13 protein-coding genes and 2 pseudogenes are annotated in these 13,690 nt (G+C 66.6%); 9 read left to right on the top strand and 6 right to left on the bottom strand.

The genetic code is table 11. The features are described 5' to 3' along the window. Position 1: 1 nt before the first annotated feature. Positions 2–220 carry an RNA-binding S4 domain-containing protein gene (locus AC4ELS_RS08020; protein ID WP_055113809.1) on the bottom strand — a complete coding sequence of 73 codons (219 nt, stop codon included), beginning with the start codon at positions 218–220 and terminating at the stop codon, positions 2–4. A 33-nt stretch (positions 221–253) separates the two neighbouring features. On the opposite strand from AC4ELS_RS08020, the gene AC4ELS_RS08025 reads away from it, so the two are divergent. Then, a complete protein-coding gene (locus tag AC4ELS_RS08025; RefSeq protein WP_064883512.1) occupies positions 254–1,639 on the top strand; it encodes a DNA polymerase IV in 1,386 nt (461 codons plus the stop codon). On the opposite strand, the gene AC4ELS_RS08030 is transcribed toward AC4ELS_RS08025, so the two are convergent. The 3 genes from AC4ELS_RS08030 to AC4ELS_RS08040 form a co-directional block, all read right to left on the bottom strand. Beyond that, entirely contained in the window at positions 1,621–2,082 is a 462-nt protein-coding gene (locus AC4ELS_RS08030) for a hypothetical protein (protein WP_064883510.1), read from the bottom strand. The two genes, AC4ELS_RS08025 and AC4ELS_RS08030, sit on opposite strands and share 19 nt — an antisense overlap. Before the next feature lie 39 nt (positions 2,083–2,121). Next, positions 2,122–2,550, bottom strand: coding sequence for a hypothetical protein (locus AC4ELS_RS08035; RefSeq protein WP_064958784.1), 429 nt, complete (start codon positions 2,548–2,550; stop codon positions 2,122–2,124). A gap of 65 nt (positions 2,551–2,615) precedes the next feature. Next, on the bottom strand, positions 2,616–3,563 hold the full coding sequence (locus AC4ELS_RS08040) for an asparaginase (protein WP_448447804.1): 948 nt from the start codon (positions 3,561–3,563) through the stop codon (positions 2,616–2,618). Positions 3,564–3,640: 77 nt separating this feature from the next. Between AC4ELS_RS08040 and lspA the strand changes: the two genes are divergently transcribed. From lspA to dnaE, 7 genes and pseudogenes are all read left to right on the top strand, one after another. Then, entirely contained in the window at positions 3,641–4,348 is a 708-nt protein-coding gene (gene lspA, locus AC4ELS_RS08045) for a signal peptidase II (RefSeq protein WP_064958620.1), read from the top strand. After that, positions 4,348–5,271, top strand: a complete 924-nt coding sequence (locus tag AC4ELS_RS08050; protein WP_499046669.1) for an RluA family pseudouridine synthase — start codon at positions 4,348–4,350, stop codon at positions 5,269–5,271. The genes lspA and AC4ELS_RS08050 overlap by 1 nt, the downstream gene beginning before the upstream one ends. 50 nt (positions 5,272–5,321) lie before the next feature. Continuing rightward, positions 5,322–6,222 (top strand): annotated as a pseudogene (rarD, locus tag AC4ELS_RS08055) (EamA family transporter RarD). A gap of 30 nt (positions 6,223–6,252) precedes the next feature. Further along, positions 6,253–6,630 (top strand): YciI family protein, encoded by a 378-nt coding sequence (locus AC4ELS_RS08060; protein ID WP_499046671.1) that lies wholly within the window; start codon positions 6,253–6,255, stop codon positions 6,628–6,630. Positions 6,631–6,659: 29 nt separating this feature from the next. Continuing rightward, positions 6,660–7,568: a DUF6596 domain-containing protein gene (locus AC4ELS_RS08065; protein ID WP_448447729.1), complete on the top strand. Its 909-nt coding sequence runs from the start codon at positions 6,660–6,662 to the stop codon at positions 7,566–7,568. After that, entirely contained in the window at positions 7,569–8,213 is a 645-nt protein-coding gene (locus AC4ELS_RS08070) for a TetR/AcrR family transcriptional regulator (protein ID WP_448447727.1), read from the top strand. A 70-nt stretch (positions 8,214–8,283) separates the two neighbouring features. After that, positions 8,284–11,832, top strand: a complete 3,549-nt coding sequence (dnaE, locus tag AC4ELS_RS08075) for a DNA polymerase III subunit alpha (protein ID WP_064883496.1) — start codon at positions 8,284–8,286, stop codon at positions 11,830–11,832. Between the two features lie 5 nt (positions 11,833–11,837). On the opposite strand, the pseudogene AC4ELS_RS08080 reads toward dnaE, so the two are convergent. Then, positions 11,838–12,281 (bottom strand): annotated as a pseudogene (locus tag AC4ELS_RS08080) (PPOX class F420-dependent oxidoreductase); the annotation flags it as partial. Positions 12,282–12,344: 63 nt separating this feature from the next. Here AC4ELS_RS08080 and AC4ELS_RS08085 point away from each other — a divergent pair. Continuing rightward, entirely contained in the window at positions 12,345–12,725 is a 381-nt protein-coding gene (locus tag AC4ELS_RS08085) for a MerR family transcriptional regulator (protein ID WP_499046720.1), read from the top strand. A 58-nt stretch (positions 12,726–12,783) separates the two neighbouring features. Here the strand turns inward: AC4ELS_RS08085 and AC4ELS_RS08090 are convergent, their stop codons facing one another. After that, positions 12,784–13,617 carry a class I SAM-dependent methyltransferase gene (locus AC4ELS_RS08090; RefSeq protein ID WP_498883233.1) on the bottom strand — a complete coding sequence of 278 codons (834 nt, stop codon included), beginning with the start codon at positions 13,615–13,617 and terminating at the stop codon, positions 12,784–12,786. Positions 13,618–13,690 lie beyond the last annotated feature (73 nt).

Consider the following 13,690-nt stretch of genomic DNA (forward strand, 5'->3'; position numbering starts at 1 on the left):
TTCAGCCGCCGGCCACGCGCGCACTGCGGCCGGCGAACGCGACGGTGTCGCCCGGTCGTAGTTGGCGGCCGCGGCGCAGTTCGACCTCGCCGTTGACGCTGACGAGGCCGTCGGCGATGACGGACTTCGCGTCGGCGCCACTGTCGATCAGGGAGGCCAGCTTGAGGAACTGTCCCAGGCGAATCGACTCGTCCCTGATCGGCACGTCATCCGGCGTCATGAAAGTCAGGCTAGCGCCATAGCATCAGCAACTATGAACGGCGCCGAGGTCACGGGCGCGGGCGGACGCTGGGTTCTGCACCTCGACATGGATGCGTTCTTCGCATCCGTCGAACAACTGACGCGTCCCACCCTGCGCGGCAGACCTGTGCTGGTCGGCGGCCTCGGCGGGCGCGGTGTGGTGGCGGGGGCCAGCTACGAGGCGCGCCGCTACGGCGCACGGTCGGCGATGCCGATGCACCAGGCCCGCCGGCTCGTCGGTGCACCCGCCGTGGTGCTGCCGCCCCGTGGCGCGGTCTACGGATTGGCGAGCCGACGCGCACTCGACACCGTGCGCAGCGTCGTCCCGGTGCTCGAGCAGCTGTCCTTCGACGAGGCCTTCGGCGAACCGGTGGAACTGGTCGGCGCCACCGCCGCCGACGTCGAACAGTTCTGTCAGCAGTTGCGGGCCAAGGTCCTCGAGCAGACCGGGCTGGTGGCCTCCGTCGGAGCCGGCTCGGGAAAACAGATCGCCAAAATCGCATCCGGGCTGGCCAAGCCCGATGGGATCCGGATCGTCCGCCGCGACGAGGAAGCGCTGTTGCTCGACGGCCTGCCGGTACGCAAGTTGTGGGGGATCGGCCCGGTGGCCGAGGAGAAGCTGCACCGACTCGGTATCGAGACGGTGGGCGCATTGGCCGCGTTGTCGGATGCCGAAGCCGCCAGTGTGCTCGGCACGGCGGTGGGCGCCGCGCTGCATCGGCTGGCCCGCGGGATCGACGACCGCCCGGTAGCCGAGCGCGCCGAGGCCAAGCAGATCAGCGCGGAATCGACTTTTCCGGAGGATCTCACCACTCTTCGTCAGTTGCAGGACGCGATCGCACCGATCGGCGAACATGCGCACCGTCGCCTGGAGAAAGACGGTCGTGGTGCCCGGACCGTGACGGTCAAGTTGAAGAAGTCGGACATGAGCACGCTGACTCGCTCGGCCACGCTGGCCTATGCCACGACCGAGGCCGCCACCCTGATCGGCACCGCCCGCCGGCTGCTGCTCGACCCGGTGGAGATCGGTCCGATTCGCCTTGTCGGCGTGGGTTTTTCGGGGCTGTCGGACAGCAGGCAGGAATCCCTGTTTCCGGACCTCGAGCAGCTCGACGACATCTCCGACTCGCACCAGCATGAGGCCACCGAGGCTGCGCAGAGCAGCCCGACCGGCTGGCGCATCGGCGACGACGTCGCGCACCCCGACCACGGTCACGGCTGGGTCCAGGGGGCCGGTCACGGCGTGATGACCGTGCGCTTCGAAACCAGGGCCAGCGGTCCCGGGCCGGCCCGCACGTTTCCCGACGACACTCCCGGTTTCAGCCGGGCCGATCCGGTCGACAGCCTGGACTGGGGCGACTATCTCAGCGGCCTGGCCGACTACCAGAGCACGCCGTAGGTGGCATTCAGGATGAAGCCGTGCTCGCCATACGTCTTGCACGTCACCGTGCCCTGATAGCCGACCCCACAACTCGCGCCCCAGTTCTCCAACCGATGCCCCTCGGGCAGCACGTCGACATCGCGCGTGAACGAGGCCGTGTCGGAGTGACGGTAGGAGGCGGGCCCGCCACTGTTGACGAAGATCTGGTTGCTGCCCGCCGGTGCATCGATCGGCACTGCGTCGCAACCGACCGGTCCGCCGTTGGGTCCGATTCCGCAATGCCGGCCGTCCGGGGTCCGGAAGAAGACGCCGTAGAAGTCGGTGGGTGAGCTGTAATGCCCCTCTGCTTTGGGATAGCTGTCGATGTCGTCGGCGCCGGGTGGTGGCTCCGCTGCCGCGGTCGGGGCCGGTGTCAGCGTGAGCAGGCCGATCGCCGCAATTGCCATGAGGTGATGGCGCATAGGTTCCATTGAACCGACGCCGTCAACCCCCGTGGCCGACTACCAGAGCACGCCGGAAGCGGCATCGAGCGAAAAGCCGTGCCGGCCGGACGTTTTGCAGATCAGTGTGCCCTCGTGGGTGACAGCGCAGGCGGCCTCCCAGTTCTCCAGTCGATAGCCCGCGGGCAGCACGTCTACATCCCGGGTGAACAGCTTGCTCCCCGAATAGCGGTAGGACGCCGGTGCTCCGGCCTCGACGAAGGTCTGGTTCATGCCCTCGGGCGCATCCGCGGGCACCGCGTCGCACCCGACCGGACCGCGGTTGGGAAGGATTCCGCAGTACCGACCGTCTGGGGTCTGGAAGTACAGCCCGTAGAAATCGGTGGGCGAGGTGTAGTTGCCCTCGGCGATCGGGTAGCCGTCGATGTCCTCGATCCCAGGTGGCGGCGGCCACGGCCAAGCCTGCGCGGTCGGAAGCGGGCCGAACATCGATAGGCCGACGGCAGCTGCCGCCACAATGTGGAAACGCACGTTCGCTATTTCAGCACAGGTCGTCAACCCCAGGCGTCGACGACCTCCGTTACGGGTCGCCCGGCAGCCAGTGCGGCCATCAACAGAACCCGCGCCTGCGCCGGGCGCAGGCAAGGGACCATCGTGGCGCCGGCGTCGACCAACTGCCGGCCGGGTCCGTACTGCGCGACCACCGGGCCGTCGGGAACCCGGGTCGACACCGCGATCACGACACCGGCGCGGCAGTACCGGCGCACCGCGTCGATCAGCGCAGTTCCCGCATTGCCCGAGCCCATCGCCTGGAGCACGACCGCGCGTGCCCCGGCGTCGACGCAGGCGTCCAGGGCGGTCGAGTCTGCTCCCGGATACGCGGCGACGATGTCGACTCGCGGTGCCGTCGCTGCGGACAACTCGCCGAGAAACGTGCGGCGTTTGGTCGCGGCCGCTTCAAAACGACCATCGATGACCGTTCCGATCGCGTCGCCGGTGAAGGCGTTCAACTCGTCGGTGTGACGCTTACGAAGACCCAGCGGTTGCCACACGGTCCCGGCAAAGCTGACGACCACCCCGAGGTCTCGGGCCTGCGGACTGGCCGCGACGGTGATGGCGTGCCGCAGGTTGGCGGGACCGTCGGCATCGGGCGCGTCGGCGCTGCGCTGCGACCCGGTCAGTACCACCGGCACGGCTCCGCCGTAGGTGAGGTCGAGCCACAGCGCGGTTTCCTCCAGGCTGTCGGTTCCGTGCGTGATGACGACGCCCTCGGCCCGGGCCGCTGCGGCGCCGGACGCCGCTCGGATCACGTCCCAGTCCGCAGGTGTCAGCAGGGCGCTGTCGGTCGAGAGCACATCGACGATCTCGACGTCCGCGTCAACCGCCAGTCCGGCCGTCAGCTCGGCCCCGGCACGCGTCGGACGCCGGATTCCGGCGTCGTCGGTGCTGGTCGAGATGGTGCCGCCGGTGGTGATCACGACGACGCGGCGGCGCGGCGCCACAGCTCCTGTCACGGTCTCCGTCACGGTCCAGATTGTCCCGCAATTGTCCCGGCTCGACTGTTTGGGATGATGGGGGAGTGACTGATGAAACGTCAGGCCCGGTAGAGCCGGTGACCGACGCAACCGGGGATGCGAAACCATCCCCTGTAACCGCTGCTCCGCCCCGGCGGCGGCTGCGTCTGCTGCTCACCGTCGCCGCGGTCGTGCTGTTCATCGACGTGGTGACCAAGGTGCTCGCGGTACGCCTGCTGACGCCCGGACAGCCGGTGTCGATCATCGGTGACACCGTGACCTGGACGCTGGTACGAAACTCCGGCGCGGCGTTCTCGATGGCAACCGGATACACCTGGGTGTTGACGCTCATTGCGACCGGAGTGGTGATCGGAATCGTCTGGATGGGCCGCCGACTGGTCTCTCCGTGGTGGGCGATCGGTCTCGGGATGATCCTGGGCGGTGCGACGGGAAACCTGATCGACCGCTTCTTCCGTGCCCCTGGACCGCTCCGTGGGCACGTGGTGGACTTCTTCTCGGTCGGCTGGTGGCCGGTGTTCAACGTGGCCGATCCGGCGGTGGTCGGGGGCGCGATCCTGTTGGTGGCGCTCTCGTTGTTCGGATTCGACTTCGATACCGTCGGGCGGCGGCGCCTGAACGACGACGCCGACGACAAAGCGGGCGACGACAAAGCGGCCGACGATGATCAGTCCGAGAAGGTTGATGACGCCGATCCGGAGACTGCGGCCGAAGACGAGTCGAGCGCGGTCGGGCGCCAGGCCGAGACGTCATAGTGACCACCCGGTCGATGCCGGTGCCCGAGGGCCTGGCGGGAATGCGGGTCGACGCCGGCCTGGCCCGGCTCCTGGGGCTGTCGCGTACCGCGGTGGCAGCGATGGCCGAGGACGGCGGTGTCGATATCGACGGCGCGCCGGCAGCCAAATCCGACAAGCTCGTCGCCGGGGCATGGCTGGAAGTTCGGCTTCCTGAGGCGCCCCCACCAGTCGAGAACACCCCGGTCGACATCGAGGGCATGGGCATCCTCTACTCGGACGACGACATCGTGGCCGTGGACAAGCCGCCGGGTGTGGCCGCGCATGCGACCGTGGGTTGGCATGGCCCGACGGTCCTGGGCGGGCTGGCCGCCGCCGGGTTCCGGATCAGCACCTCGGGCATCCACGAACGCCAGGGCATCGTGCACCGACTCGATGTCGGCACCTCCGGAGTCATGGTCGTGGCGTTGTCGGAGCGGGCATACACCGTGCTCAAGCGGGCGTTCAAGCAACGCACCGTGGAGAAGCGGTACCACGCGCTGGTGCAGGGACACCCCGATCCGTCGAGCGGAACCATCGATGCCCCCATCGGGCGGCATCGTGGTCACGACTGGAAGTTCGCGGTCGTCGAGGGCGGACGTCACAGCATCACCCACTACGACACCCTGGAGGCGTTCCAGGCCGCCAGCCTGCTGGACGTCCACCTGGAGACCGGCCGCACACATCAGATCCGCGTGCACTTCTCCGCGCTGCACCACCCGTGTTGCGGCGACATGACCTACGGCGCCGACCCGACGTTGGCGAAAAAGCTTGGGCTGGAACGTCAATGGCTGCATGCCCGGTCGCTGGCCTTCGCCCATCCGGCCGACGGCCGCCGCATCGAGATCACCAGTCCGTATCCGGCTGACCTGCAGGCCGCCCTCGACGTTCTGCGCCGCCACTAGCGGTGGGTGTGCAGGCACCTGCGCAGCAGACCGGCGCCACCCGCGCCGGGGTGCTCTACGGTGCGGGTGCCTACATCTGGTGGGGTTTGTGCCCCGGCTTCTTCCTGTTGTTACTCCCGGCGGGAGCGCCGGAGGTGCTGGCCCACCGCATCGTGTGGAGCGCAGTGTTCCTGCTGCTGGTGCTCGCGGTGGCCCGGCGGCTCGGTGACCTCCGCAGGTTGACGCTGAAGACCTGGCTAGAGCTGCTGATTGCCGCCGCGTTGATCTCCGTCAACTGGGGGACCTACATCTATGCCGTGACCACCGGCCACGTCGTGGACGCGGCTCTCGGCTATTTCATCAATCCCCTGGTGAGCGTGCTGCTGGGCGTGCTGGTGTTCCGCGAACGGATCAGCCGATGGCAGGCGGTCGCCTTGGTGCTCGCACTCGTCGCAGTGGTGATCCTGACCGTGGAGCTGGGCGCGCCGCCATACATCGCGGTCGTGCTCGCGCTGTCCTTCGGCATTTACGGCCTGATCAAGAAAGTGGTGCAGGCCGACCCGAGAGTGAGCGTGGCCACAGAGACATTGGCAGCGTTTCCCTTCGCGGCCGGTTATCTGATCACGCTCGAGGTGCTGGGCCGGGGAAACTTCCTCGACCACGGCACCTGGCACGCGCTGCTGTTGTTGCTCGCCGGGCCGGTCACCGCGGTCCCGCTGCTGTTGTTCGCCGCGGCCGCACAGCGCCTCCCGATGGTGACACTGGGCCTGTTGTTCTATCTCAACCCTGGGCTGCAGATGGCCTGGGGGGGTGTTCATCGGCCACGAGCCGATGCCGTTGGGCCGGTGGATCGGGTTCGCCCTGATCTGGGTGGCGTTGGTGATCATGACGGTCGGGGCGCTGCGCAAAAAGCCGGCCGAGATTTCGGCCGACTTTGTCGATCAGGTGCAATCGGAATCGTCATCACGGTGACAGGCTGAAAACCGAAACCGGGACGACACCGTGCAGTACTGCCTACTCATGCATTATCAGGAGGGCCCGGAGGCGGGCCTGAGCGACGAGGACATGGAACCGGCGCGGGCCGCATTCGCCCGCTATGCCGACGATCTTGACGCGGCCGGAGTGCTCATCGGGACACAGGTACTCCAGTCGGCGTCAGCCTCCACGACCTACACCGCACGTACCGGTGCCGCCGAGATCCAGGACGGCCCGTTCGCCGACACCAGAGAGCGGTTGGGCAGCGTGTTCGTGATCGACGTGCCCGATCTCGATGCGGCATTGGCGTGGGCGGCGAAATGCCCCGCCGCGGCGTGGGGTTCCATCGAGATCAGGCCCGTCGCCGTGACCTATCGCAGTGGCCGGGGCTGGTACGCCCCCTGAACACACCGGCCTCGGCGCGCCTCGCGCAGGTGGTCGGCCGGTCCTACGGCCGACTGCTTGCGTTGCTTGCCGCCCAGAGCCGCGACATCGCCGCGGCCGAGGACGCCTTGGCCGACGCGCTCGAACGCGCCCTGCAGCGGTGGCCACGCGACGGCGTTCCGGCCAATCCCGAGGCGTGGTTGGTGACCGTGGCGCGAAATCGACTGCGGGACATGTGGAAATCGCCTGCCTATCGGCTGATCGGGCCATGGACCGAGGACCACGACGTCGCCTGGGAGATGGCGGACCCCGCGGCGGTGATTCCCGACTGCCGGCTCGAACTCATGCTGGTGTGCGCCCATCCGGCCATCGCCGCCGACATCCGCACCCCGTTGATGCTGCAGACGGTTCTGGGGGTGGAGGCCGCCGCCATCGCCTCGGCCTTCGCGGTTGCCCCGGCAACCATGGCGCAACGACTGGTGCGGGCCAAGAAGCGCATTCGGGACACCGGGATCCCGTTCACCCTGCCGGAGCGCGCCGACCTCGATGCGCGGCTACCCGAGGTACTCGAAGCGGTCTACGGCGCTTACTCGATCGACTGGCTGTCCGTCCCGCAGACAACGGCCGTCGAATCGCTGTCGTCCGAGGCCCTGCGCCTGGCCATGGTGCTCGTCGAGTTGTTGCCCGAGGAGCCCGAGGTTCTGGGCCTGGCCGCACTGATGTGTCTGTGCGAGGCACGGGCATCTTCTCGCCGAGGCAGGACGGGTCGACGAGGCGGCCGCGGCATACCGCCGTGCCATCGAACTGACCGCCGACGATGCGGTGCGGACCTACTTGGCCGGACGGCTGATGGGGCTCCGATCGACCGGCCAGACCGGACCGGGGTCGTGACCCATCCGGGAGACTCTTTGCGAACGCATCTTTTGACCTCATTCTGGCAATGTCATAGTGTTTGCTGAATGACTGTGCGAAGCGGGCCTCGGGCCGCTCGTCGGCCCGGTAGGCCGGTTGGCGCCGACGCTGCGCAAACCCGTGAACGCATCCTGCACGCGGCCTATGAAGTCATCAACGAGCGCGGCTACGCGGCGGCGACATTCCAGGAGATCGCGAATCGCAGTGGTCTGAGCCGCCCGACCCTCAACTATTACTTCGCCAGCCGCGAAGAGCTCTACAGCGCGCTGCTCCAGCAGGCGCACGATGTCGTCGTTTCGTGCATTCGCGTGGCGAAACAGCATGAAGGAACGTTGGATCGGTTGCATGCCTACATCGATGCGGTGGTGGCGGTGTGGCATCGGGACCACGCTGTGGTCGGGTTCCTGGCCAATGCGCGGCTTGAGGCCTACCGGCACCCGGGCCTGCCCGCCGCCACCGTCGCGGCCACCCGCGGGTTCCTCGGCGAGGTGGTCACCGAGGCGATCGCCCGCCGCGAGGTGTCCCCGTACACCGAGCCGGCGACCCTGGTCGAACTGCTGTACGCGATGATGTGGGGAGTGGGTGCCTACAGTGGTTGGCAGGGCCGGCCGGTTGATGTGCCGGCGATAGCCAAGCAACTGCATCAGGTGATCGGAAACGGGTTGCTGTCGATCGCTGATCGTGATCGCTGACACCTCGGCGCAGACACGCGTGGCGACACGCCCGGAGGGTGTCGGTGGTCGGCAATAGACTGGCCACTCTATGAGCGGTTCATCTTCGGGGTCCTTCGTACACCTGCACAACCACACCGAGTACTCGATGCTGGACGGGGCTGCGAAGATCACGCCGATGCTGGCCGAGGCTCAGCGGCTGGGCATGCCGGCGATCGGTATGACCGACCACGGCAACATGTTCGGCGCCAGTGAGTTCTACAACTCGGCAACCAAGGCCGGCATCAAACCGATCATCGGCATCGAGGCCTACATCGCGCCGGCGTCGCGGTTCGACACCAAACGGGTTCAGTGGGGTGACCCGAGCCAGAAGAGTGACGATGTCTCGGGCAGCGGCGCCTACACCCACATGACCATGGTCGCCGAGAACGCCACCGGTCTACGCAACCTCTTCAAGCTGTCCTCGCTGGCATCGTTCGAAGGTCAGCTCGGCAAATGGTCGCGCATGGATGCCGAGATCATCGCCGAGTATGCCGAAGGCATCATCGCGACCACCGGTTGCCCGTCCGGTGAGGTGCAGACCCGGCTCCGGCTGGGTCACCGCCAGGAGGCGCTGGAGGCGGCTGCCAAATGGCGCGAGATCTTCGGCCCCGACAACTTCTTCCTGGAGTTGATGGACCACGGCCTCGACATCGAGCGCCGGGTCCGTGAGGGCCTGCTGGAGATCGGGCAGAAGCTCAACATTCCGCCGCTGGCCACCAACGACTGCCACTACGTGACGCGCGAGGCCTCGCAGAACCACGAGGCCCTGCTGTGCATCCAGACCGGCAAGACCCTGTCGGACCCGAACCGTTTCAAGTTCGACGGCGACGGCTACTTCCTCAAATCGGCCGAAGAGATGCGGGCGCTGTGGGATTCGCAGGTTCCGGGCGCGTGTGATTCCACGGTCCTGATCGGCGAGCGGGTGCAGTCCTATGCCGACGTGTGGGCGCCCACCGACCGCATGCCGGTGTTCCCGGTGCCCGACGGCCACGACCAGGCATCGTGGCTGACGCACGAGGTGACGGAGGGGCTGAACCGGCGGTTCCGTGGAGACGCCGTACCCGCCGAGTACACCGACCGTGCCGCCTACGAGATCAAGGTCATCTGCGACAAGGGCTTCCCGTCGTACTTCCTGATCGTGGCCGACCTGATCAACTACGCCCGTTCGGTCGGTATCCGGGTGGGGCCCGGCCGTGGCTCGGCCGCGGGATCGCTCGTGGCGTACGCGATGGGCATCACCAACATCGATCCCATCCCGCACGGCCTGCTGTTCGAGCGGTTCCTCAACCCGGAACGGCCCTCCGCACCTGATATCGACATCGACTTCGACGACCGCCGCCGCGGCGAGATGCTGCGGTACGCGGCCAACAAGTGGGGCAGTGACCGGGTGGCGCAGGTCATCACCTTCGGCACTATCAAAACCAAAGCGGCGCTGAAGGACTCGGCCCGCGTGCATTACGGCCAACCTGGTTTCGCGATCGCCGACCGCATCACCAAGGCGCTGCCGCCGCCGATCATGGCCAAGGACATCCCGGTGTCGGGGATCACCGATCCCAACCATGAGCGGTACAAGGAAGCAGCCGAGGTCCGCGCCCTGATCGACACCGATCCGGATGTGCGGACCATCTTCGAGACGGCGCGCGGCCTGGAGGGCCTGGTCCGTAACGCGGGCGTGCACGCCTGCGCGGTGATCATGAGTTCCGAGCCGTTGGTCGACGCGATCCCGCTGTGGAAACGGCCGCAGGACGGCGCCATCATCACCGGCTGGGACTATCCGTCGTGCGAGGCCATCGGCCTGCTGAAGATGGACTTCCTGGGCCTGCGGAACCTGACGATCATCGGCGACTGCATCGAGAACATCAAAGCCAACCGCGGTATCGACCTCGACCTCGACACGTTGCCTTTCGATGACCCGGCCGCCTATGAACTCCTCGGCCGCGGCGACACCCTTGGCGTGTTCCAGCTCGACGGCAGTGCCATGCGTGACCTGCTCCGCCGGATGCAGCCCACCGGGTTCAACGACATCGTCGCGGTGCTCGCGCTGTACCGCCCCGGCCCGATGGGCATGAACGCCCACAACGACTACGCGGACCGTAAGAACGGTCGCCAGGCCATCAAGCCCATCCATCCTGAGCTCGAAGAGCCGCTCAAGGAGATCCTCGCCGAGACCTACGGCCTGATCGTCTACCAAGAGCAGATCATGTTCATCGCGCAGAAGGTCGCCTCCTACACCATGGGTAAGGCCGATGCGCTCCGCAAGGCCATGGGTAAGAAGAAGCTCGAAGTGCTCGAGGCCGAGTACAAGGGCTTCAAGGAGGGCATGACCGCCAACGGGTTCTCCGAAGCCGCGGTGAAAGCCCTGTGGGACACCATCCTTCCGTTCGCCGGGTATGCGTTCAACAAGTCGCACGCGGCCGGCTACGGCCTGGTGTCGTACTGGACGGCCTACCTCAAGGCGAACTATCCCGCCGAGTACATGGCCGGTCTGCTCACCTCGGTCGGTGACGACAAGGACAAGGCCGCGGTCTATCTGGCCGACTGCCGTCGTCTCGGCATCACGGTCCTGCCGCCCGACGTCAACGAGTCGGTGCAGAACTTCGCCTCGGTGGGCGATGACATCCGGTTCGGTCTGGGGGCCATCCGCAACGTCGGCGCGAATGTCGTTGCGTCGCTGATCAGTACCCGTACCGAGAAGGGCAAGTACGCCGACTTCTCCGACTACCTCAACAAGATCGATATCGCGGCCTGCAACAAGAAGGTCACCGAATCATTGGTGAAGGCGGGTGCGTTCGATTCGCTCGGCCACCCCCGCAAGGGGCTGTTCCTGGTGCACACCGACGCTGTCGACTCGGTGCTCGGCACCAAGAAGGCCGAGGCGATGGGCCAGTTCGACCTGTTCGGCGGTGCTGACGACGGCGGCGGCACCGACGCGGTGTTCACCATCCGCGTGCCCGAGGAAGAATGGGAGGACAAGCACAAGCTGGCGCTCGAACGCGAGATGCTGGGGCTGTACGTGTCCGGCCATCCGCTCAACGGGATTGCCCACCTGCTGGCCAACCAGGTCGACACCCAGATTCCGGCGATTCTCGACGGCGATGTCGCCAACGATGCGCAGGTGGTGGTCGGTGGCATCCTGGCCTCGGTCAACCGTCGGGTGAACAAGAATGGCTTGCCTTGGGCCTCAGCCCAATTGGAAGATCTCACCGGTGGCATCGAGGTGCTGTTCTTCCCGCAGACCTACTCACTGTTCGGTCACGAGATCGCTGACGACGTGGTGGTACTGGTCAAGGCGAAGGTGGCTGCCCGGGATGACCGGATCTCGCTGATCGCCCACGAACTGGTGGTACCCGACTTCAGCAGCGCCCAGGCCGACCGGCCGCTGGCGGTGAGCCTGCCGACCCGGCAGTGCACCATCGACAAGGTCAGTGCGCTCAAGCAGGTGCTGGCCAACCATCCCGGCACGTCTCAGGTGCATCTGCGGCTGATCAGCGGTGAACGGATCACCACGCTGGAACTGGATCAGTCGCTGCGGGTGACGCCGTCCTCGGCGCTGATGGGCGACCTGAAGGCGTTGCTCGGGCCGGGTTGCCTGGGCTGACCGTCCAGGTCGATCTTCACGATCGCGCTGTCGGGCCACAGTGCCCGGTCCCGCGCGCGCCGTAGTTTTTGCAGCAGCGGAAGGTTGCTGTGCACATTGGTGACTCCGGGGATCTTCAGTAGCGGCATGATGTTCCACTGCCAGCCGTAGCGTCGGTGCAGCGCCCGGTTCGCCTCCTCGGCGTCCTCACCGTGCAGGACCGTGGCCCGGCCGGTCAGCCAGGTGGTGCCCGTGATCCGGCCGCGGTGATCGCAGATCACCAGTTCGACGTCGGGCCGCGCCGCGATTCTGCGGGTCTTCGGGCCGATCTTGGTGCGGAACAACGCCGTTCGGCCGTCGAGCACGAACCAGATCGGGGTGTCTGCTGCGGTGCCGTCGCGGCGAAAGCTGCGCAGCAGCGCGTATCGGGAGTGACTCAGGGTCTCCAACGTGGAGTCGGTGTGTGGCATGTAGCCAGTCAACGACTTAGAGTTGACTCTAAGTCAAGCGCAGAAGGAGGGCAGATGGGCGCGATGCTGACCATCGGAGACGTCACGCAGCGGTCGGGCATCGCCCAGACCGCGCTGCGCTACTACGAGCAGGTCGGCTTGTTGCCTGCACCGCATCGCGTGGGCGGGCAGCGCCGCTACCAGGAGTCGGTCCTGATGCGGCTGGAAGTGATCAGGTTGTGCAAGATGGCGGGCTTCTCGCTGACAGAGATCGCGCTGCTGCTCAAGGACGACACCCCGGGCCGCCCCTTGGCTCGCGAACTGGCGCAGACCAAATTGGCCGAGATCGACGAGCAACTGAAGTCGCTGGCGCGGGCGCGGGCCATCATCGAGTGGGGGATGCGGTGCACCTGCCCGTCAATCGAGTTGTGCACGTGCGGGATTCATCACGAATTGCCGGCCTGACGAAGGAGCGGCAACAGCCGCTCGGGTCGATTGTCTCGCGCGGAATGGCGTGGCTGCGTCAGAACCGGTAGCGCAGAATGCGCGCCTTGCGTGCAGTGGCCTTGCTGAGGCCGGAGGCCCGCGTGGCGATCCGCAGCATTCCGGGGAAGCGGTCGACTTCGGGCTGGTAGGCCAGGCTGGACTCCTCGATCAGACGCAGCTTTGGGTTCCAGCATTCGGGATGGTGTGCATCCTTGAAACCCGCGTAGCCCCATTGGCTTCCGACGTCTTTGAACATCTTGGCGGGGAAGAACTTCAGCGCCGCCTTACTCATCCATCCGATGCGACCGTAGTCATTGAATGCGAGCTCGCCGGATTCGAAGTGTTCCGTGATGGTCCGGAAGATACCGGCGATCACCGGTTCGGTGAGGAACGCGAACAACCCGTCGGCCACCAGCATGGTGGGGCGATCCGACGGGATCGGGTCCGTCCAGTCCGGGTCGGCCAGCGACGCAGAGACAGTGTGCGCCTGGGGGAGTGAGGGCAGCACCCGATCTCGCAGTTCGCTGATCCCGGGTAGATCGACGCTGTACCAGTCGACCGCGGCCGGCGGCGCGACGCGATGGACGCCGCTGTCCAGACCTCCGCCGAGGTCGACCACGACGGCATCGGGATGATCGACGACGAACGCACGGACCCGATCGTCGAGCATCTTGGCGCGCAACGCCGACTGGCACACCACGCTGGTCTGTACACCGAGTCCGGCGAAGTCGTAGTCGAGTCGTGCCACCGTTTCGTCGGCCATCGTGTCGCCGAGGATGGGGTTCGCCCATCTGCTGTCGAGCGCCCTGGCGTACAGGGTCAGGAACGCGGTTTCCTCCACCGGCGTCAGGCCCGTCGTCGCAATACCCACAACCCGACGGTACACCCGGTAAGGACTGAACAATTGGGCGAAAACGTTTACCGCCCTTACGATCACGCGCCGC

The organism is Mycobacterium shunyiense, assembly GCF_058270035.1.